The sequence below is a fragment of the Dysgonomonas sp. 25 genome (genome assembly GCF_010501075.1).
Taxonomy (GTDB): domain Bacteria; phylum Bacteroidota; class Bacteroidia; order Bacteroidales; family Dysgonomonadaceae; genus Dysgonomonas.
In genome coordinates, this window is sequence record NZ_QVMN01000006.1 from 1 (window position 1) to 22,608 (window position 22,608).

The 22,608-nt window shown below is 44.9% G+C and carries 12 protein-coding genes; 11 read left to right on the forward strand and 1 reads right to left on the reverse strand.

What is annotated here, in order from left to right:
* Positions 1 to 631 precede the first annotated feature (631 nt).
* Positions 632 to 1,867 carry a leucine-rich repeat domain-containing protein gene (locus D0T66_RS10330; protein ID WP_163357216.1) on the forward strand — a complete coding sequence of 412 codons (1,236 nt, stop codon included), beginning with the start codon at positions 632 to 634 and terminating at the stop codon, positions 1,865 to 1,867.
* A 367-nt stretch (positions 1,868 to 2,234) separates the two neighbouring features.
* On the opposite strand, the gene crcB is transcribed toward D0T66_RS10330, so the two are convergent.
* A complete protein-coding gene (crcB, locus tag D0T66_RS10335) occupies positions 2,235 to 2,645 on the reverse strand; it encodes a fluoride efflux transporter CrcB (RefSeq protein ID WP_255489801.1) in 411 nt (136 codons plus the stop codon).
* 97 nt (positions 2,646 to 2,742) lie between these two features.
* Here crcB and D0T66_RS10340 point away from each other — a divergent pair, with 97 nt between their 5' ends.
* From D0T66_RS10340 to D0T66_RS10385, 10 genes are all read left to right on the forward strand, one after another.
* Positions 2,743 to 3,237: a hypothetical protein gene (locus D0T66_RS10340; protein WP_163357217.1), complete on the forward strand. Its 495-nt coding sequence runs from the start codon at positions 2,743 to 2,745 to the stop codon at positions 3,235 to 3,237.
* A gap of 20 nt (positions 3,238 to 3,257) precedes the next feature.
* Complete coding sequence (locus D0T66_RS10345) at positions 3,258 to 4,127, forward strand: patatin family protein (RefSeq protein WP_370520790.1); 870 nt, start codon at positions 3,258 to 3,260, stop codon at positions 4,125 to 4,127.
* 154 nt (positions 4,128 to 4,281) lie between these two features.
* Positions 4,282 to 7,092 (forward strand): triple tyrosine motif-containing protein, encoded by a 2,811-nt coding sequence (locus tag D0T66_RS10350; RefSeq protein ID WP_163357218.1) that lies wholly within the window; start codon positions 4,282 to 4,284, stop codon positions 7,090 to 7,092.
* A 262-nt stretch (positions 7,093 to 7,354) separates the two neighbouring features.
* Positions 7,355 to 10,513, forward strand: a complete 3,159-nt coding sequence (locus D0T66_RS10355; protein WP_163357219.1) for a TonB-dependent receptor — start codon at positions 7,355 to 7,357, stop codon at positions 10,511 to 10,513.
* 29 nt (positions 10,514 to 10,542) lie between these two features.
* Complete coding sequence (locus D0T66_RS10360) at positions 10,543 to 11,973, forward strand: RagB/SusD family nutrient uptake outer membrane protein (protein WP_163357220.1); 1,431 nt, start codon at positions 10,543 to 10,545, stop codon at positions 11,971 to 11,973.
* A 99-nt stretch (positions 11,974 to 12,072) separates the two neighbouring features.
* Positions 12,073 to 13,440 (forward strand): glucoamylase family protein, encoded by a 1,368-nt coding sequence (locus D0T66_RS10365; RefSeq protein WP_185154834.1) that lies wholly within the window; start codon positions 12,073 to 12,075, stop codon positions 13,438 to 13,440.
* Between the two features lie 23 nt (positions 13,441 to 13,463).
* Positions 13,464 to 15,758, forward strand: coding sequence for a beta-glucosidase BglX (gene bglX / locus D0T66_RS10370; protein ID WP_370520791.1), 2,295 nt, complete (start codon positions 13,464 to 13,466; stop codon positions 15,756 to 15,758).
* A gap of 91 nt (positions 15,759 to 15,849) precedes the next feature.
* Entirely contained in the window at positions 15,850 to 17,190 is a 1,341-nt protein-coding gene (locus tag D0T66_RS10375; RefSeq protein ID WP_163357222.1) for a glucoamylase family protein, read from the forward strand.
* Between the two features lie 333 nt (positions 17,191 to 17,523).
* Positions 17,524 to 19,272, forward strand: coding sequence for a discoidin domain-containing protein (locus D0T66_RS10380; protein WP_255489802.1), 1,749 nt, complete (start codon positions 17,524 to 17,526; stop codon positions 19,270 to 19,272).
* 145 nt (positions 19,273 to 19,417) lie between these two features.
* The gene (locus D0T66_RS10385) at positions 19,418 to 22,489 is read left to right on the forward strand and encodes a valine--tRNA ligase (protein WP_163357224.1); all 3,072 of its coding nucleotides are present in this window, start codon (positions 19,418 to 19,420) and stop codon (positions 22,487 to 22,489) included.
* The last annotated feature ends 119 nt before the right edge of the window (positions 22,490 to 22,608 follow it).

Genomic DNA, 22,608 nt, shown 5'->3' on the forward strand with positions numbered 1-22,608 from the left:
ACACACACACACACACACACACACGTAATATAACGTTTTTCGGGCGATTATCCAAATTTTCAACTAATAAAATTCACCTCCCCCCGTCCCCCTCCAGCAGAGGGGGAGTAAAAATATACACTCTTTTCCTATCTCCTCCCCTTGTGGGGGAGGTAGGGAGGGGGTGCCCGAATGCTTGTGTTAATGTCAGGGGTATTTCCGGCTGCGACAGCCGTACCTACCTCCCCCCAGCCCCCTCCACAAGAGGGGGAGCGAGGGGCTATCTTTCAGTTATCAGCAGGCCCCCTCAATCCCCCGAAGGGGGAAGTATATCATCCTCTTCTATCAACAATAGAACCCTTGTAGGGGCGCACCTGCGTGTGCGCCCGCAAACCGATATATCGGGCAGACACACAGGTCTGCCCCTACACAAAAACCGAAAGAGATCCCTCGCATCCACTCGGGATGACAAAGCTAACAGCTATCAGCTAACGGCTTACAGAATTAATTTCTTAATGTGCCAATGTGTTGATGAGCTAATAGAAAAGCACCTCTTCGCTATGGGGCTGTCCGGCATTATCACATTAGCATATTACCACATTATTATATCAGCACATTATCTCATTATCATATTCACTAATTATTTTTTATTATGAAAAAATTCTTGACACAGGCTATCATTATATTAGCCTTATTTATGACAATCGGCTTGCATGGGCAGGTAACGATAGGAAGTAACCAACCGCCTGTTGCGGGGGCTTTACTTGACTTGAAAGAAGATGGGACTACTAAAAAAGGACTGGGATTGCCACGGGTAGAGTTGCAATCCTATAAAAAACTAAAGATGGGAGCAGCCGCTGAGATAACAGGTACCCTTGCCACAGAACATGCAGGACTTATCGTGTATAACACACTTGACCAACCCGAATGCGGAACGCCCACCGGCTTGTTTGTCTGGGAAGGGGCGCAATGGATGCAACTATCAGGCGAACAAGTTGACCTTGATGAATTAGGTAGTTACGAAGAAGATGTACAGGCATTGAAAAACCTTTACAATGCGAACCCTGGGAATACCCTCGGTTGGAATCTGGCAGCAGACCCGTCTACTTTCGAAGGGGTTACGTGGACAAGCATTTGCGGGGAGCAACGGGTAGCAGGATTATCAGTTGAGTCAAAGAACCTCACGTCCTCCACAGGTATAGAAAAATTGTATAAGTTGGTAACTTTACTCTGTAGTGGCAATCTATTAACTAGTTTAGATGTATCGAATAATAAGGACTTGAGATTTTTAGGCTTTCATGCTAACCAACTGACAACCTTAGATGTATCACATAACAAAGTATTAATAGAATTGTCATGTAGTTCTAATCAACTGACCAGTTTGGATGTGTCGAATAATACAATATTGAGAACCTTGAATTGCCATTCTAACCAATTGGCTGGCCTGGATATATCGCATAATACTGCATTAGAGAGCCTAAGTTGTGATGCTAACTTGTTGACATCTTTGGATCTATCGAATAACATAGCACTGGGAGGTTTATACTGTGGGGCTAACCAATTAACTAATTTAGATATCTCAAATAATGTATCATTAACACGTTTGATGTGTCAAGGGAACCAACTTGCCAGTTTGAATGTGTCGAATAATACGCTATTAACAACTTTATGGTGTTATGGTAATCAATTAACCACACTGGATATATCAAATAACATGCTATTGACAGATCTCGAATGCCAGAATAATTGGCTACCCCAGAGTGAAGTGAATAAATTTAAGCTACATCCGAACTATTGTCCAAACAATTGGCAACCCAAAGTCTCTTCTCAGTATTTTCCCGGGACAACAACCGTAGATGGCTCTATAACAGCACCTACCTGTCCGTAATGAAATAAAACAACTTTATCTATACAGGGAGATAGTCTTCGCGGACTGTTTCCCTGTGTTCTTTGTCATCCCGAGCGGATGCGAGGGAGCTCGTTACGCTTTGCGCTGTTCATCCTCGGGTCGGGATGCTTCGCCAAAGGCTCAGCATGACAGAACCGTTCTTTTACTTTGTGCCCTTGGTGTAGAATCTTTGAGCCCTTCGCGGTTAAATAATGAAAAAGGAACCACAACAAAAAACGCACAAAATATATATACTTTTTGTATGCCTTTTTGTTCTTATTTGCTCATAATGAACACAAACGAAACCCCACAAAGGTAACAGTAGGGTAACAAAAAGGTAACACAATTATCACCTTTTTGGGGGAGGTTATTCGTATATCCAGTTGACGAGCGCGTCGCCCAACCATACGGCGAGCAGCCCGACAGCAACACTGGCAAGGATATATAACCCTAAGGTGGCATAATTCCCGTTCTGCAAAAGGAACATATTCTCGGCCGAGAAAGTCGAAAAGGTGGTGTATCCACCACAAAAGCCCGTGATAAGCAACAACCGCAGGTCTTCGTTGAGGTATTTGCCCGCCATTGCCATAAGCAGGCCTATAAGGAAGCACCCGACGATGTTGACGACGAATGTCCCCATGGGAAAAGCTTGTATATACCAGCGATTGATATAGGTGGAGGTGAGGAAACGCAGAATGCTGCCCAAGCCGCCTCCCAATCCGACCAAAAGAATTTTTATAGCCATCGTTCCTGTAATTTGGGATATAAATGTAATCATTTTTACTATCTTTAGGCTGATCTTCGAATAAGAAGTAAAAGATTAAGATATTCTATTTTAGAATAGAAAGTTTATCATTTTCTAAATCTGATAAATCATGAGAACGCTATACTTATTGTTTTTCCTATTGATATGCAGCTTGTTAAAAGCTCAGGAACCTACTGTTTTTATAAAAAATAGGGGGTATGTGGGCTATATATTTCCTAAAGAATATTTCGTACCTGAATATGAGAAAATCGAGGGAAAACGTTATACGCCGAATATAGATGAGATTCATCTTGCAGAATCAATATTAAGAGATAGTATCGATGTAGAGATGGAAAAGTATCTATCCCATCCGTATTTGCTTAATGGAGAACCCCGTTTAACAAGAAAGATGCTGAATAAATATAAACGACAATATGCCGGTTATTTAACAGATGAAGGGGATGTTATCATTTGGATCAATTTATTGAGAAATAAAGAGATCTCCATGGAAGCATTAGGTTCAGAGATAATAGGCGTATTAGATGGCGGTTCGGATTATTGGAATATCTATATCAATATAACAAAGCGGAAATTGTTTGGTATGCATATAAATGGGATCGGTTGATTTTCTCAATAAATAAAAAGGTGCAAAGAAATATTGAAAATACAGGATTGGTATTAGAGGGAGGAGGCATGCGCGGTGTCTTTACCTGTGGTGTCCTCGATTATTTGATGGATAACCATATCCGTTTTCCCTATGCTATCGGTGTTTCGGCAGGGGCATGCAATGGCTTGTCGTATATGTCGAACCAGCGGGGACGGGCTAAGTTCAGCAATATAGATCTGTTGGAGAAATATCGCTACATTGGCTTCCGTCACTTTATCCGTAAGAGGAATATTATGGATTACGACTTGCTTTTCCATCGTTTCCCCGAAGAGATCCTTCCTTATGATTATGAGGCGTATGCGAATTCCGAAGGGCAGTTCGAGATGGTTACGACCAACTGCCTGACAGGCGAACCGAACTATTTCGAGGAAAAACACAATCCAAAGCGGATTATCGACATTGTGAAAGCTTCCAGCAGCCTGCCTTTTATGTGCCCCATTACCTATGTAGACGATGTGCCAATGCTGGATGGGGGTATTGTAGATTCTATCCCGCTGAGGAGGGCAATAGCCAAGGGATATAAACGGAATCTGGTCATCCTTACGCGTAACAAGGGATATCGGAAGAATGGGAAAGATATTAAAGTCCCTTCCATTTTTTACCGGAAATATCCGGCATTGAGACAGGCGCTGTCGCAGCGAAACAGCCTCTATAATGCGCAACTCGAATTGGTAGAGAAGCTGGAAGCGGCGGGCGAAGTACTGGTTATCCGCCCCGAGAAGCCGGTAGTTGTGGACAGAATAGAAAAGGACGTATCTAAATTGCAGGAACTATACGAAGAAGGGTATGCGTGTGCCGGCAAATTCTTTGCCCGGACTATGGCGAATATGGGGAGAGAAGATTTTTGATAGTGAGGGGTAGGCGTTTTCGCCTTTTTTGCGTCTGCATGGAAAAAGATAGCCGATTCCTATCATTAATCCCTGTCATTTTGTCTATTTAGATACTGTTGCGTATATTTATGAATTGAATAATTATATTATCCTTTCAACCTTGAATGAATATATGAGAAAATATATCTTTTTGCTGATTATGATTCTGTGCAGCTTGGCTTTGCAAGCTAATAAGCCTCATATTATCAATCTGTACAGGGAGTATTACCATGCAGATAATAAGAACTGGGCTATCGGGCAGGACGAGAAAGGAATGATATATTTTGGCAATGACAGGGGATTGTTGCAGTTCGACGGTATCGAATGGCGCCTGAGCGAGTTGCCTAACTCCTCCATCCTGCGATCGCTGGCGGTACAATCGCACAATACTATTTTTACGGGAGGGTATGAGGAATTCGGACGATGGGACAGGGATATCTCGGGCGAATTGGTCTATACCTCATTGAGTAGCGACATCGACAAAACCCTTTTCGGGAACGATGATTTCTGGAAGATATGGATTGATTCGGCAGGTGTTTATTTTCAGTCGTTCAATTCCATTTATATATATGACTATGAGACGGTAAAGCGTATCCCTTTCGATAGTGGTTTCTTATTCCTGATGAAGGTGCGCGATGAGTATCTCGTGCAGAGAATGAGAGGTCCGCTATACAGGCTTTCGGGTACCGAGCTGGAAGAGATAGGAGGGAGTGATATTTTCAAGGATACCGATATCCGGGTTATTTTACCCTACGAAGAAGATAAATATCTGATAGGCACGGCTACACAGGGATTGTATATTTACGACGGTGAGACTTTTACGGTTTGGAACAAGTCACTTTCGGCTGTTATCAACCCTAAAGAATTGAATTGTGGTATCTATACTTCGTATGGGACATATATGCTCGGGACGATATTAGACGGGATTTACGAAGTAGATACCGAAGGAAATATACTCAACCATATATCGGCAGTCAATTCGTTGCAGAATAATACGATTTTGTCTTTGTTCGAGGATAACTTGCACAACATCTGGGTGGCAATGGATCGGGGAGTGGCGTATGTCCACTATATAGAGAATATGGATTGTTATACCGCCCCGCGCGGGAATACGCCCGCTATCTATGATGCTCTCATGTGGAACGAGAAGCTTTTTCTGGCCACCAATCAGGGGGTATTCTACTTGTACGAAAAAGAATTGGAGCAGCCCAATACATTGAATAATCTCCGCCTGATAGAAGGGACGCAAGGACAGTCGTGGCAGTTGGAAATGATAGACGGCAAACTCTATTGCTGCCACAACAGAGGGTTGAAACAGATTCTCCCCAATCTGCAAATCAGAGACGAATATGCCATAAGGACGGGTGTGTATAACATTTCTAACTTAAACCTCCATAATAAAGAGCGAATTATACTATCCACATATAGTTCGGTGAGGATAGTCGATCCCACTACGGGAGAAGTATCCACTCCGGCTAAACCCCGCGAGCCTATCATGACGGTGATAACGGATCATCTGGGCAATGTCTGGCTCGAACATTTCAACAAAGGGGTATACCGTTGCCGCCTGAATAGCGACCTGACGGATATAGAAAGTTATACCTATTACGGCGGCGATAGCAATGACGGCCTGCCTTATAAACTGAAGATCTTCAAAGTGGGAGGACGTATCGTCCTGCACGGAAACGATCAGTTCTTCACCTACGATGATATTGAGAACCGTATTATACCGAGCACCTTGCTGAATAACTGCTTCGAAAACATCAAAGGGATTAAGAATATTGTCCCTATATCGAACGATACATTCTGGGCATTGGGTAATACCTCTGTCTATAAGTTCAAATACGATGGCTATGAAGCGACAATCTTAGAAAACTATACGTTCGATATCAGCCTTCTGTTGGTAAACAATTACGAGAATGCCTCGCAACTGAATGAGTCGAACACCTTGATTTGTCTCGACAATGGATTCCTTATCTACAAAGCTCTGGGAGTCAGCCATTACGAAAAGTCGAAGAAACTGAAGCGCCCTTACCTCGATGTGTTGCAGGCAACAAATATTGACGGCGATAAACAATGTAAAAATCTGGACGAGTTTGCGAAAATCGCATACCAGTATAATACGATAACATTTCACTTCTCGTCGCAGGATATCTTTTCGTCCAACGTCCTGTTCCAATATAAGTTGGATCAGGTAGATCACAATTGGTCGGAAGGAGAGAAGATAAACAAAATCTCTTATGCCCGTTTGCCTGCCGGAGAATATCGCTTCCTGTTGAGGACGGTGGACAAATTGGGTAATACCTCCGAGCCCGTCATTTATGAGTTCGAAGTCTTATCCCCGTGGTATCTCACCGGATGGGCTTATGCCTCGTATGTATTGCTCACGATGCTTATATTCTATATCGTATGGGCGCTCGTATTGCGCCGCTACCGGAATCTGCACCTGCAAAAGATCAGGGCACGCGAAACCAAGCGCTTGAAACGGTTGGCAGGTAAACTGCAGACCGAATTGGAATTGAAGAATGCCGAGCTCCTGACGCAAACATCTTTTATCATCCAGAAGAATGAATTGATAATGAAGATAAAAGATATTATCGACAATTTCCAGAAAGGCAAGAGTACAAGGAACTTAGAGCCGTTAACCCAAAAGATAGATCTGCTGCTGAACAATGTCGATACCGAAGGCGACTGGAAGACCTTCCTTATCAAGTTTGAAGAAAAGCATAAAGACTTTTTCAAGAAATTGAAGGCTATGTATCCTCAACTTACAAGCAGCGATCTTCGTTTATGTGCCTGCCTCAAGTTGAATTTAGAGTCGAAAGAGATAGCTTCCTTAATGAATTTATCAGTCCGTGCGGTCGAAAATAGCCGTTACAGACTACGCAAGAAGCTGTATTTGAAGCCTTCGCAGAACCTGAATGAATTTATTTTGGATCTCTAAAGTGTATTTGTAAAAATCTAATAATCAATATTATAAAAATTGGTGAGAGGTAAAAGTGAGGTCGGGTTTTTGTTAAAATCCGACCTCATGTACTCAGGGTGTATCGATTTCTTTTTCATTTTGCCTCTTCCCCCCTACTTTCGACTTTGAATCAAACTAATAAAACGACCGGCTAAATAATCCCTAACCACATATTATTTGCCGGGTCGTGATTTTATTGTTCGATTTAGAAACATTATAGTTTAAATAAAAATTAATAACCATGAAGATTAATCTACTAAGAAAAACATTAGAACAGAGAACAATCTCCTTGAAAAAGTTTTTACTGGTTGCATGTCTGCTCGTCGTTAGCGTGGCGGGATATGCGCAGTCTCAGACTATTACAGGTACGGTTGTGGATGAATTCAACGAACCGCTTATCGGGGTGTCTGTTGTCGTACGTGGCACAACGAATGGCGTCAGTACCGACATCGACGGAGCCTACTCTATTTCGGCTTCCTCTTCCGACGTCCTGGAATTTAGCTATGTCGGGATGAAGGCACAGAGTGTGACCGTTGGTTCGCAAACAGTAATCAACATCAAAATGGAAGAAAACGCAACCATGCTGACAGAAACAGTTGTTATCGGTTACGGTACATCCAAGAAACAAGATTTGACAGGCTCGATCGGTAGCGTTAACTCCGAAGCCATTATGCGCCAACCCGCATTGAATGCAGCACAATCTGTGCAAGGAAAAATTGCCGGTGTGAACATTATCGGTTCCGATGCTCCGGGATCTTCTCCTACAGTGGTTATCCGTGGATTGGGTACTGCACTCGGAGGACGTAATCCGCTTTATATTGTTGATGGTTTCCCTGTTGATGACATCAAGAATATCAGCCCTTCGGATATCGTTTCGATGGATGTGTTGAAAGATGCCTCTTCGGCCTCTATCTACGGTTTGCGTGCAGCGAATGGTGTAATTATCGTTACAACTAAAAAAGGAAAAGAAGGCCACAACAAAATTTCGGTGGATTCTTATGTGGGTATAAAATCGGTATTGAACCGCGTGAAAATGGCAAATGCCGAACAGTATGTGACATATTACAACGAGAACCTGACTGCTCAGGGAAGTGCTACCGGTTTTCTTGCTCCGGCATCTCAACAACCGGCAGACACCGATTGGTACGATGAATTGTTGGAAACAGGACTGTTCAACAGCAATACGGTTTCTATCTCGGGAGGAAGCAGAGCTGTCGACTATTTCGTAAGCTACAACTACTACGACGAAAAAGGTATTCTGGATGAACAGAAATACAAACGTTCTACGATCCGCAACAACAACGTCTACAGATTATTCAATGACCGGTTGAAGATTTCGCAGAACCTGAATATTTCATTTACTAACGAAACACCTAAACCATACGGCGCATTCAACGAAGCTTATCGCCAATCTCCGATTCTTCCTACTCACTATTCCACAGGTCGCTATGCTTCTCCATTCTACGATCAGGGAACAGGTACTGTCTGGACGGGAGGCCCTTACAGTGGAGCATCGGGAGAGTTGAACAGCTATGGTAACCCATTGTTTACTATCGCCAACTCAAACGAACGCGCTAAGACATTGACATTGCAAGGTGGTTTCGAAGGTGAACTCAAAATCACAGACTTCTTGAAAGCGACTTCTCGCTTCGGAGCGACAAAATACTACTACAAAAACCGGGTATTCTCAGATATTAGACGGGCATATCTCAATACAGGAGACGCAGTCTCTAAAACAGAAGCTCAGTTCGACGCATTGAAAGCAGCTTCTCCGAGTGCGACCAGTTATGCCAATAACTCTCTTGCATTAGAAGATATCGAAACTTTCCGTTGGGTGTGGGAAGGATTCCTCTCGTTCAACAAAGAGTTTGATTTGCACCATATCGATGCGGTTGCAGGTATGTCTGCAGAACGCTATAATATCGGAAGCCGCTCGTATATGAAAGGATATGACGTGCCGGCAAAAAGCCAATACTGGAATTTGAGCGAAGCATCGAGTTTATACGAAAAGACAATCGAACATGTCAATTATACTCCGACAGCTTTAGCCTCTTTCTTTGGCCGCGTACAATATAATTATGCAGGCAAATACTATGCTACTGCAACAATCCGTCGCGACGGAAGTAGCAAGTTCAAGGAAAACAACAGAAACTGGGGTAACTTCCCTTCATTCGGTTTAGGATGGACTATTTCCGAAGAAGAATTTATGAAAGAAAATGGTGTTTTCGACTATTTGAAACTAAGAGCGACATGGGGTAAATTAGGTAACCAGAATGTTCCGTTAAACGTTTCTCAGATATTGTCAAAACCTACAAACTCGAACTACAACTATGTCTTCGGAGATCCGGCAGGATATTATATGGGTGCGGCATTTGGTACACCAGTGAAAGATATTTCATGGGAGATTACTCGCGAAACGAGTATCGGATTCGACTTCGCCATGTTGAACCAACGTCTGACCGGGGGATTCGACTTCTACGATAAGATGAATACCAATACTATCCTGCGGGTAAATCCTGTTCTGAACTCAGGCTTCGATCAGGCTTTCTATGATCATGGAGCAAAAGTAAGCAACAGAGGTTTCGAATTCAATCTGGGATGGACTGATAAAATCTTAGACGGCTTGAGATATGAAGTGAGCATGAACTATTCTTACAACAAGAATAAGGTGAAAAATGTGAAACCGGCTTACGACGGCGATACTGGTGGTAGTTTGTCGAACGGGCACCTTTCGAAACGTTTGATGATAAACAGACCAATCTACGGATGGTGGCTGTACGAAGCAGATGGCGTATGGCAGACACAAGCCGAGATCAGCTCTAATCCGCATGTAGGAACTCCACTTCCGGGTCACCTGAAATACAAAGATCAAAATGAAGACGGCATTATCGATGAGCGCGACAAAGTTTACGCAGGCTCATACCTTCCTATCTCTACTTATGGTATACATATCGGAGCCGAGTACAAAAACTTCGATTTCAGCATTGACGGATATGGCGTAGCCGGAAATAAAGTTTTCAATGCATTGAAATACGGACGTATCGACGGAGGAGAAAACATCTCAAAAGATACATTCAAGGACAGATGGACAGGTGCAGGATCGACAAACAAACATCCGGGAGCAAACCGCGACAAAGAAGCGTCGACATACTATCTCGAGAGTGGTTCTTATTTCCGTATCAACAACATCACGTTGGGTTATACTTTCAACGATTTGGTGTTCAAAGGGTCGAAACTAAGATTGTATGCAACAGCTCAGAATCCGTTTATGTTTACAGACTACTCAGGATTTACTCCTGAAATTACCGGAGACGGCTCACCTAACGGTACAGCAGGTATGGAGATGTCTGCTTATCCTACAACGCGTAATTTCTTATTTGGAGTTAACTTACAATTCTAATTAAACCTTAATCAATAAAAAATAGAATCATGAAGAAATTATATATAAGCATAGCTATAATTTTATCGGTGTCTCTTCTTACGACGAGCTGTAACAGCTTCCTCGATGAAGATTCGCGCGAAAAAGTAGAAGCCAAAGATCAGGAAGTTTACTCGCCGGAGGAAATATTGACCGGCGTATATGGTATGTTCGATAGCTGGGACTACTCTTTCTCATTCCTCGGTGTAACCGAAATAATATCCGACAATGCCGATAAAGGAAGTTCGCCGAGTGATACAGGAACAGACAAACACGAGTTGGACGGATTGACATTCACCACTACTTGCGGCTCGGTACGTGCCATGTGGAAATACTGGTATACCTCTATCGGGCGTGCTACACAATCGATTGAATATACTCAAAACTATGGTCTTACAGATGCAAGCTACAGAGACCGTATGATTGGCGAAGCTAAGTTCCTGCGTGCGCTCAACTACTTCTACCTTGTCCGCGGATGGGGAGCAGTGCCTATTCAGGAGCAGGATCTTACACTACGCGCCGATGTTGACGTTGTATATGACTATATCGAAGCCGATCTGATAGACGCAGCTGCCACTTTGCCGCTCCGTAGCGGATATGCATCGAGAGATATGGGACGTGCAACCAAAGGTGCAGCTCAGGCTCTTTTGGCGAAAGTACATCTGTATCAGAAAGACTGGCAAAAAGCATACAACTATGCCGATACGGTAATCAATTCGAACGAATACAATTTAATGTCGAGCTATTTAGACGCATTCAAATCAGATGCAGCATATCACAACGGCAGCGAATCTATCTTCGAATTCCAGGCAAAAGATGCTACTAATGGAATAGCACACGGTATACAACAATACTCGCAAACGCAAGGTGCGCGTGGTACAACCGGTTGGGGTTGGGGTTTCAACACGCCATCTCAAAACCTACTCGATGCATTCAATGCTGCCGGAGATACACAACGTCGCGATGCGACTATCATTTTCCGCAACTCCGTACTTTACGACGGACGTGTAGTCGGTTCTACCGAAAATGCGATGTACAACTACAAAGCATATTCAAGCTCTGACCCGGGTGGTAGCCAGAATGACAGATTCGTTCCATACCTGCGTTATGCCGAACTGCTCCTTATCAAAGCAGAAGCTGCAAACGAATTGGGACTTACAACAGATGCACTTGCCGCATTGAACCAAGTACGCAACCGTGCCGGATTGTCAAGTCTGACAATAACAGCTCAAGCTGCTCTCCGTCAGGCTATCTGGGACGAACGCCGTCTTGAGTTGGCAATGGAGCACGACCGTTGGTTCGACCTTGTTCGCACAGGACAAGGAGCAACTGCCATGGCTGCCGATGGTAAAACATTCGTAGTAGGCAAACATGAATATTTCCCTGTTCCGAACGAACAGTTGCTACAAACACCGGAATTAGGGCAAAATCCTAACTGGTAGTTAAATAGAGGGCTTTAGGTTTGATTCATTTTTTAGCCGGTTACATGATAAACAAAAATGCCAAGTGTAACCGGCTAATTTAACCCTCAGATAATAATTATGAATAAATATATACCATTCTGCCTTATCGTAATATTGGCGATGTTCGCCTGCGGTGATTCCGACGATTCACCTACCCCTCCTCCTCCCCCCGGTGGCGGAGACGGAGACGGCGAAGTCGTTATAGACCTGACTGATGAGGAATTGCTTGATTTCGTACAGGAATCTACTTTCCAATACTTCTGGCAGTACGCCGAATCCAATTCCGGCGCAGCCCGCGAACGCTACGAAGTTCAATCGCCCAACAATGATGCTCATGTAGTGGCAACAGGAGGCACAGGATTCGGGCTTATGGCATTGATTGCAGGAATCGAGCGAGGTTTTATATCGGCCGACGAAGGTACAACACGCATCGGCAGGATATTGGACTTCTTCGAGCATGCCGATCGTTTTCACGGAGCATGGTCACATTGGATCGACGGTAATACAGGACACGTTCTCCCGTTCAGCCAGAAAGACAATGGTGGCGATTTGGTCGAAACGGCCTTTTTCGCACAAGGATTGATTGCTGTCCGCAATTACTTCAAAGACGGGAATACCGCTCAACAAGCACTATCACAACAAGCCGATCAACTTTGGCGCGGAATAGAATGGAACTGGTACACCAATGGCGATAATGTTTTATATTGGCATTGGTCGCCCGACTACAACTTCGAAATAGGACTTAGAATAGAAGGATACAACGAATGCCTGATAACATATGTTTTGGCGGCTTCCTCGCCTACACACACTATCACAAAAGATGTATATACACAAGGATGGGCAAAATCCGGAAATATAAAGTCGACAGCAAGTAAATACGGTTACCCTTTGGTCGTAAAGCATGCAGGAAATCAAGAATATGGAGGACCTTTGTTCTTCTCGCACTATTCTTTCCTCGGACTCAACCCCAACGGATTAGCCGATGAATATGTGAACTATGGCAATGCTGCCGTAAATCATACGTTGATAAATTATAACTACTGCATCGACAATCCGAGAGGATATAGCGGATATAGCAAAAATTGTTGGGGATTGACAGCCAGCTATTCGCCTAACGGCTATGCGGCACACTCTCCGGCTAACGATTTGGGCATAATATCGCCTACCGCAGCACTTAGTTCTTTACCATATGCACCCGAAGAATCGCTCGATGCAATGCGCTTCTTCTATTCAATCAAGCATATGACACATGGCGTAGCCGGATTCTACGATGCCTATTGCCCGCAAAACAATTGGGTGAAGAAAGGCTATCTGGCCATCGATCAGGGACCTATCGTGGTGATGATAGAAAACTATCGCAGCCAACTCTTCTGGAGGCTTTTTATGAATGATGCGGAGATGAAGGCCGGTTTGACGAAGCTCGGCTTTACAAGTCCGAATATATAAGATTAATTGGAAAAAAGATGACAATGAAAAAATTACTGACACTTCTCTTAGTATGTTTGGTATTTGCTGCTTGCGACGACAAAAAAAGCGGGAATGCCGAGATGGATAAATTTATCGACGATTTGATGGGGCAAATGACCCTCGAAGAAAAAATAGGGCAGCTCAACTTGCCGAGTTCGGGAGACATTACGACCGGAGAGGCCAAAAGCAGCAATATTGCCGAGAAGATAAAAGCCGGACAGGTGGGTGGCCTGTTCAACATAAAAGGAGTAGAAAAGATAAAAGAAGTACAACGTATCGCTGTGGAAGAGAGCCGTCTGAAAATCCCGTTGATATTCGGGATGGACGTTATCCACGGCTACGAAACCGTGTTTCCTATTCCATTGGGGATGGCAGCAACCTTCGACAGAGCCGCTATCGAGCAATCGGCGCGCATAGCCGCAACCGAAGCCAGTGCCGACGGTATTTGCTGGACATTCAGCCCGATGGTCGATATCAGCCGCGATCCGCGCTGGGGACGTGTTTCCGAAGGTAGTGGCGAAGACCCGTATCTCGGTGGCGAAATAGCCAAAGCCATGGTTTACGGCTATCAGGGACGTGGCGACGATGCCTACAAAAGCAACAACCAGATAATGGCCTGTGTGAAACATTATGCCTTGTATGGCGCTGCCGAAGCCGGACGCGATTATGGAACGACTGATATGAGCCGCATGCGCATGTTCAACGAATACATGTATCCTTATCAGGCAGCTGTGGATGCCGGAGTAGGTAGCGTGATGGCTTCGTTCAACGAAGTAGACGGAGTGCCGGCTACAGCCAACAAATGGCTGATGACTGACGTTCTGCGCGACCAATGGGGATTCGACGGATTTGTCGTGACCGACTACACAGGTATCATGGAAATGATAGACCACGGCATTGGCGACATGCAGGAAGTATCAGCCCGCGCATTGGATGCCGGAGTGGATATGGATATGGTAAGCGAAGGCTTCCTATCGACACTGAAACAATCCGTGGAAGAAGGAAAAGTTACGGAAGAGCAGTTAAACCTTGCTTGCCGCCGCATCTTGGAAGCGAAATATAAATTAGGCTTGTTCGACGACCCGTATAAATATTGCGACGCAGAACGTGCTAAAAAAGAAATATATACGGACGAACACCGTACCATAGCCCGCCAAACGGCAGCTAAGAGCTTCGTATTGCTCAAAAACGACAACAATACATTGCCGCTCGATAAAAAAGGTACTGTCGCTGTGATTGGTCCTTTAGCCAACAGCTCGTCCAATATGCCGGGCACATGGAGTGTGGCAGTCAATCTGGTAGCACCTAAGACTTTGGTCGAAGGCATCAAAGATGTTGTAGGCGACAAAGCCCGCGTGACTTACGCCAAAGGTAGCCACCTGATTAGCGATGCTGCATACGAAGAACGGGCAACCATGTTTGGACGCACATTGAACCGCGAACAGGAGAAACGCACTGATGCGCAAATGTTAGCCGAAGCCCTTTCGGTAGCGCGCAATGCCGATGTTATTGTAGCCGCTCTGGGCGAATCGTCGGAAATGAGTGGCGAATCGAGCAGCCGCACAGACCTCGGTATTCCGGATGTGCAGAAGACATTATTGAAAGAATTGCTGAAAACGGGTAAACCTGTCGTATTGGTATTGTTTGCCGGCCGTCCGATGACATTGACATGGGAAGACGAAAACGTTCCGGCTATCCTCAACGTTTGGTTCGGTGGAACAGAAGCCGCTCCGGCTATCGGAGACGTATTGTTCGGCGATGTGAGCCCAAGCGGAAAACTGCCGGCTACTTTCCCGCAGAACGTAGGGCAAGTGCCATTGTTCTACAATCATAAGAATACCGGCCGTCCGTTGGCGCAGGGACAATGGTTCCAGAAATTCCGCAGCAACTATCTCGATGTTAGCAACGAACCGCTTTATCCGTTCGGATATGGTTTGAGCTATACACAATTCGACTATAGCGATGTCAGACTTTCGGCTACCGAGATAGATGGAAATGGCGAACTGACAGCTACCGTGACCGTTACCAATAAAGGAAAATACGATAGCGACGAGGTTGTTCAGCTATATATCCGCGACTTGGTAGGAAGCGTTACCCGTCCGGTAAGAGAACTGAAAGACTTCGAACGGGTGACAATCAAAGCGGGCGAATCGAAAGACGTTTCGTTCACTATTACACCCGAAAAGCTCAAGTTTTATAATGCAGACATTCAGTTTGTAAACGAACCGGGCGATTTCGATGTAATGATTGGAGGCAATAGCCGCGATGTAAAAACAGCAAGGTTCAAGTTAAAATAAAATAGGTTTTGGTTTTTTGAGGTTAATGAAGGGAAGGGGTACTGCTCTTTGTCAGATGCTCCTTCCCTTTGTTCTTAAATTCTAAATTATCATGAAAAAAACATTTTTATTCCTCCTATTCGCTACTGTGGCAATAATTTTCGCTGCATGTGGCGGTAATACACAGAATACCGGTTCGACGGCGATGTCGGACGAGGCATTGCTCGATAGTGTTCAACGCAGGACTTTCCAATACTTCTGGGATGGCGCTGAGCCTGTGAGCGGCATGGCTCGCGAACGTCTCCATGTCGATGGCGATTATGGACAATACGACAAAAATACCGTGACATCGGGCGGTAGCGGATTCGGAATCATGGCGCTTATCGCCGGAGTAGACCGTGGCTATGTAACCCGCGAACAAGGTCTTGAGCGTTTCGAGCGTATTGTTACTTTCCTCGAAAAAGCTGATTCTTTCAAAGGCGTTTTTCCGCACTGGTGGAATGGCGAAACAGGCAAAGTAGTCGGTTTCAGCGATAAAGATAATGGTGGAGACTTGGTGGAAACATCTTTCCTCTTCCAAGGGCTATTGACGCTTCATCAGTATTATGTGAATGGAACGGATGCCGAAAAGGCACTGGCAGCCCGCATAGATAAACTCTGGCGCAATGTGGACTGGAACTGGCACCGCAACGGAAAGCCTGTCCTCTACTGGCACTGGAGCCCTGAACATTCGTGGGAAATGAATTTTGCTATCCGTGGATATAACGAGTGCCTGATAACATACGTTCTGGCGGCATGTTCGCCGACACATGGCATTCCGGCCGAAGCCTATACTGAAGGGTGGGGCGAAGGCGGTAAAATCGTCGGACCACACGAAGTAGAAGGTTATAAACTGAATATGCGCTATCAGAGCATCAGCGGCGCAGGACCTTTATTCTGGGCACACTATTCGTTCTTAGGATTGAACCCGAATGGGTTGAAAGACCGCTACGCGGACTACTTCGAAGAAATGAAAAACTATACGCTCCTCAATCGTGCCTATTGCATCCGCAACCCGAAAGGATATAAAGGATATGGCGAAGATTGCTGGGGATTGACAGCCAGCTATTCGGTGAAAGGCTATGCAGCCCACGAACCATTCGAGAAACACGACCACGGAGTGATTGCCCCTACGGCGGCACTCTCGTCTATCGTTTACACGCCGGAAGAATCGATGAAGGTTATGCGCTATCTGTATGCCAAAGGCGATACGTTGATGGGGCCTTATGGTTTCTACGATGCTTTCAGCGAAACAGAAAACTGGTATCCGCAACGTTATCTGGCTATCGATCAGGGGCCTATTGCCGCGATGATAGAGAATCATCGTTCGGGCTTGCTGTGGAAGCTGTTTATGAGCCATCCGGATGTTCAGACGGGATTAGACAAATTAGGGTACGAATATAAACGACCTTAGTTTATCTATATTTAGTTACGAGTTACTTCGTGCTTCGCACAGTTACAAGTTACGAGAAAAAGTAATTCGATAAAGAAACTTTCGAAAATAAGTATACTTGTGTTACTTTTTGGGAGTTTTGTCATGCCGACAGTAGGAGGCATCTCGTTCCGATTGATGTGGTCTATATTTTTCACCACAGCATTTTACGGTGTTTTTCACGGAGTTCGCGAAGGAAAAGTAACTCAATAAAAAACATCGAAAATGAGTAGAGGAATGTTACTTTTTAACTAAATAATCGCTGATAAACAACGTATTAGTGTTTTAAGAAAATAAACCAATATGAAAAATAGAATGAGAATACTACTAATATCTCTTTTATTGACTATTCCGATTGTTGGATTCAGTCAGCAAAAGACCTATTGCAACCCGATAAACGTGGATTACGGCTATTGCCCGATTCCCAACTTCACCACTTGGGGTAAGCATCGTACATCAGCCGACCCTGTAATAGTGAATTACAAAGGCGATTACTACCTTTTTTCGACCAACCAGACAGGCTATTGGTGGAGTAGCGATATGTCCGACTGGCATTTCGTTTCCCGCTCATTCTTCACGGATGAGATAAAAGAAGCCATGCCTGACAATTGGGACGATTTATGCGCTCCTGCGGCTTGGGTGCAGGGCGATTCGCTGTGTGTTTTCGGTTCCACCTATTCGCGTATTTTCCCTATCTGGGTGAGTACAAACCCGAAAGGAAACGAATGGACAAAAGCTGTCGAACATTTCGACATTGGCGGATGGGATCCGGCATTCTTTGTCGATGATGACGAAAGGCTCTATATGTACAACGGAAGCAGTAACGTATATCCAATGTATGGTATAGAGTTGGACAGAGCAACTTTTCAGCCGCAGGGCACACGCAAAGAAATGCTGTTGCTGAATGATGACAAAATCGGCTGGCACCGCTTTGGCGAACATATGGATAATACCTTCCTCAAACCCTTTATGGAAGGGGCTTGGATGACGAAGCACAACGGCAAATATTACCTGCAATGGGGTGGCCCGGGGACGGAGTTCAGCCATTACGGAGACGGCGTAGCCGTGGGCAATAGTCCGCTGGGACATTTCGAGCATGTATCGTTACCTTTCAGCATGAAGGCGGGAGGCTTTATCCGCGGAGCGGGACATGGTGCTACATTTCAAGACAATTGGAGCAACTACTGGCACACATCGACGATGGTAATCAACGTGAAGAATAACTTCGAGCGCCGCATCGGCATCTGGCCTGCCGGCTTCGACAAAGACGATGTGATGTATTGCAACACCGTTTTCGGCGATTATCCGCATTACCTGCCTGCCGGGAATGCCAATCACCTCGAAAGCCGTTTTGCAGGGTGGATGCTTCTCAATTATAACAAGCCTGTACAGGTGTCGTCTACCTTAGGCGCGTATTATGCTAACAACTTGGTGGATGAAGATATCAAAACCTATTGGAGCGCCAAAACCGCAAACAAAGGCGAATGGCTGATAACCGATTTGGGCGATGTATCGACAGTGCATGCCGTACAGATTAACTATGCCGATCAAGATGCTGAGTTCAGAGGCAAACAGCAAGGGATTTACCATCAGTATGTCGTGTATTACTCGATGGACGGTAAAAAATGGAACAAACTGATAGACAAGAGTAAGAACAAAAAAGACGTTCCACACGATTATGTCGAGCTCGACAAGCCTGTCAAAGCGCGTTACCTGAAGATGGAGAATATCCACATGCCGACAGGGAAGTTTGCTATCTCCGGATTCCGTGTTTTCGGTTTGGGTAGTGGCGAAAAGCCTTCTCCTGTAGAGAATTTCGTTGCCTTGAGGGGAAACGATACCGACCGTCGTAACGGATGGTTTAAATGGAAACCTGTGGAGAATGCCTATGCTTATAATATCTATATCGGCACGCACCCCGACAAACTGTACAATTGTGTGATGGTGCACGGTAAGAACGAATATTACTATCCGGGAATGGATAAGACATTGCCTTATTACTTCGCTATCGAAGCCATCAACGAAAACGGTACTTCGGAGTGGGTAAGGGCGAGCGTAGAATAGGGATTTAACGAAATAGAAGATAGAGTTACACGGGATCAAAAAACCCCGTGTTTCTTGTTTATTGGCTATTAATAAGCTGATATTCTAAACTATTTTGTAATTTTGCCTACTCAAATTTTATTTAATTCATAAACTACTTAAAAGCATGGAATTAGCAAGTAAGTACAATCCGTCCGACATCGAGGACAAATGGTATCAGTATTGGCTGGAGCATAATATGTTCCACTCCGAACCCGACAATCGCGAGCCATATACTGTCGTCATCCCTCCGCCGAATGTTACGGGAGTGCTTCACATGGGACACATGCTTAACAATACCATACAGGATATTCTGGTGCGCCGTGCCCGTATGCTCGGCAAGAATGCCTGCTGGGTTCCCGGTACAGACCACGCCTCTATCGCAACCGAAGCGAAGGTAGTAGCTAAGTTGGCGGCGGAAGGTATCGGCAAGAATGATCTTAGCCGCGAGAAATTCCTCGAGCATGCTTGGGAATGGACACATCTACACGGTGGTATCATACTAAAGCAGCTTCGTAAGCTGGGAGCTTCGTGCGACTGGGATCGCACAGCTTTCACGATGGACGAAAAACGCTCGGAGAGTGTATATAAAGTATTTGTCGACCTTTACAAAAAAGGGCTGATATATCGTGGTGTTCGCATGGTAAACTGGGATCCGAGCGCTAAAACGGCTATCTCGGATGAGGAAGTGATCCACAAAGAAGAGCATGGAAAGTTGTACTACCTCCGCTATAAGATAGCCCCCCTAACCCCCCAAGGGGGGGAATCAGAGCTTCCGAAGTATCAAACTGCAAAGAGAGAAAATTATGCCTTGCTGAAAGAGCATGCTAAAGATATGAGGAAATTCTCTACCGAAGCTGAAAGTGCCTTGTGGGAGATGCTGCGTAAGAAGCAATTAGGAGATAAGTTTAGAAAACAACATATTATTGAAAATTTCATTGTTGATTTTGTCTGTTTAGATAAAAAGCTTGTGATAGAGGTTGACGGTAAATATCATAACCAACCTGAAATCGAAGAGGCTGATAAACAGAGGGATGAGATTCTACAAGATTTCGGCTATACGGTTTTGCGCTTTACTAATGAAGAAGTAATTGCAAACACCGAATCAGTTTTAGAAAAAATAAAAACCGAGCTGGACAATAGCTCCCCCTACGGGGGAGTTGAGGGGGCTTACTGTGTCGTAGCCACTACTCGTCCCGAAACGATATTCGGCGATGTTGCTGTATGTATCAACCCGAATGATCCGAAAACAGCCTGGCTGAAAGGCAAAAAGGTTATTGTGCCGATTGCCAATCGTGTTGTGCCTATTATCGAGGACGATTACGTAGATATGGAGTTCGGTACAGGCTGCCTGAAAGTAACTCCTGCCCACGATGTGAACGACTACATGCTGGGTGAAAAATATAACCTCGAAGCAATCGACATCTTCAATGATGACGGTACACTGAACGAACATGGACTGATGTATCAGGGCATGGATCGTTTCGATGTGCGCAAGAAGATAGAAGGCGACCTCGAATCGGCAGGACTGATGGAGAAGGTAGAAGCCTACACCAATAAAGTCGGTTTCTCTGAAAGGACGCATGTTGCAATCGAACCGAAGTTGTCGATGCAGTGGTTCCTCAAGATGCAGGGACTGGCTAAACCAGCATTGGAAAATGTAGAGAACGATACAATCAAATTCTATCCGGCACGCTATAAAAATACATATCGCTACTGGATGGAAAATATCAAGGATTGGAATATCAGTCGCCAATTGTGGTGGGGACACCGTATCCCGGCGTATTATATAGACGCCCCCCTTAGTCCCCCCGAAGGGGGAAATTGGGGCTTCGTTGTTGCGGAAAATGAAGAAAAAGCACGAGAACTTGCTATTGCCAAACACCCCTCCTTGGGAGGGGCTGCGGGAGGCTTCAGTTTGCGTCAGGATGAGGATTGCCTCGATACGTGGTTCTCGTCGTGGTTGTGGCCTATCTCGGTATTCGATGGTATCAACCATCCCGATAACGAGGAGATAAACTATTACTATCCGACCAGCGATTTGGTGACCGGTCCCGATATTATATTCTTCTGGGTGGCACGTATGATAATGGCAGGTTATGAATATCGCAAAGAACCGTGTTTCCATAACGTTTACTTTACCGGAATCGTACGCGATAAGCAAGGACGCAAGATGTCGAAATCGTTGGGTAACTCACCTGATCCGATCGAGCTGATGGAGAAATACGGTGCCGATGCTGTACGTATGGGCTTGTTGCTCACCGCTCCGGCCGGAAACGATATTCCGTTCGATGAGGTGCTTTGCGAACAGGGACGTAACTTCAACAATAAAATATGGAATGCTTTCCGCCTAGTGAAAGGCTGGGAGGTGAGCGATGCTATCGAACAACCCGAATCGGCTAAGGCTGCTATCGAGTGGTTCGAAAATATCTTAGCCAAAACGGCTGCCGAGATGGACGATTTGTTCAGCAAATACCGTTTGTCCGAAGCGTTGATGATGGTTTACAAGTTATTCTGGGACGAATTTTCGTCGTGGTATCTCGAGATGGTTAAACCCGCTTATCAGCAACCGATAGATGCCAAGACGTACGAAGCTACGTTAGGTTTCTTCGATTCGCTCCTGCGGTTGTTGCATCCGTTTATGCCGTTTATCACGGAGGAATTGTGGCAGGCACTTGCCGGGCGCAAAGCGGGCGAAAGTATCATGTTGGCACCGATGCCGGAGTTGAAGAAACCGAGTGAGGCACTACTCCAAGCCTTTGAACAGGTGAAAGAGATTATCTCCAATATCCGTACCATCCGCTTAGAGAAGAATATCCCGAACAAAGAGGAGCTTTCGCTCGAGGTGCTTGGCGGATACACTTGTACATACGATAGTGTAATCGAAAAGATGGCTAATCTGACTGAAATAAAGCTTGTCGAAGAAAAAGATCCGATGGCGGCTTCTTTCCTCGTAGGGACGACAGAATATGCCGTTCCGTTGGGTAATAATATAGATGTTGAAGCCGAACTGGAAAAATTGCAGGCCGAATTGACGTATCTCGAAGGATTCCTTGTTTCGGTAGAGAAAAAGCTCGGCAACGAACGCTTTGTAGCCAATGCCAAGCCCGAGATTGTAGAGAATGAACGCAAGAAAAAGGCAGATGCCGAAAGCAAAATTGCTACAATCAAAGAGACAATAGCTTCTTTGACAAAGTAAGAAAACGCTGAAATAGGTTTTACCTCTCCTTTTGGACAATATATCTTTTCCGGAGGAGAGGTAATTTATTTTAACTCTCTCTGTTAATATATTATAGGTTCATCCAAACACACGATAAA

What these genes read in the sequence shown, in the direction of transcription:
- crcB (WP_255489801.1), bottom strand. Translation starts at nt 2,645, where the DNA reads ATGATTACATTTATATCCCAAATTACAGGAACGATGGCTATAAAAATT.
- D0T66_RS10375 (WP_163357222.1), top strand. Translation starts at nt 15,850, where the DNA reads ATGAAAAAAACATTTTTATTCCTCCTATTCGCTACTGTGGCAATAATT.
- D0T66_RS10330 (WP_163357216.1), top strand. Translation starts at nt 632, where the DNA reads ATGAAAAAATTCTTGACACAGGCTATCATTATATTAGCCTTATTTATG.
- D0T66_RS10365 (WP_185154834.1), top strand. Translation starts at nt 12,073, where the DNA reads ATGAATAAATATATACCATTCTGCCTTATCGTAATATTGGCGATGTTC.
- D0T66_RS10360 (WP_163357220.1), top strand. Translation starts at nt 10,543, where the DNA reads ATGAAGAAATTATATATAAGCATAGCTATAATTTTATCGGTGTCTCTT.
- D0T66_RS10340 (WP_163357217.1), top strand. Translation starts at nt 2,743, where the DNA reads ATGAGAACGCTATACTTATTGTTTTTCCTATTGATATGCAGCTTGTTA.
- D0T66_RS10355 (WP_163357219.1), top strand. Translation starts at nt 7,355, where the DNA reads ATGAAGATTAATCTACTAAGAAAAACATTAGAACAGAGAACAATCTCC.
- D0T66_RS10385 (WP_163357224.1), top strand. Translation starts at nt 19,418, where the DNA reads ATGGAATTAGCAAGTAAGTACAATCCGTCCGACATCGAGGACAAATGG.
- D0T66_RS10350 (WP_163357218.1), top strand. Translation starts at nt 4,282, where the DNA reads ATGAGAAAATATATCTTTTTGCTGATTATGATTCTGTGCAGCTTGGCT.
- D0T66_RS10380 (WP_255489802.1), top strand. Translation starts at nt 17,524, where the DNA reads ATGAGAATACTACTAATATCTCTTTTATTGACTATTCCGATTGTTGGA.
- bglX (WP_370520791.1), top strand. Translation starts at nt 13,464, where the DNA reads ATGAAAAAATTACTGACACTTCTCTTAGTATGTTTGGTATTTGCTGCT.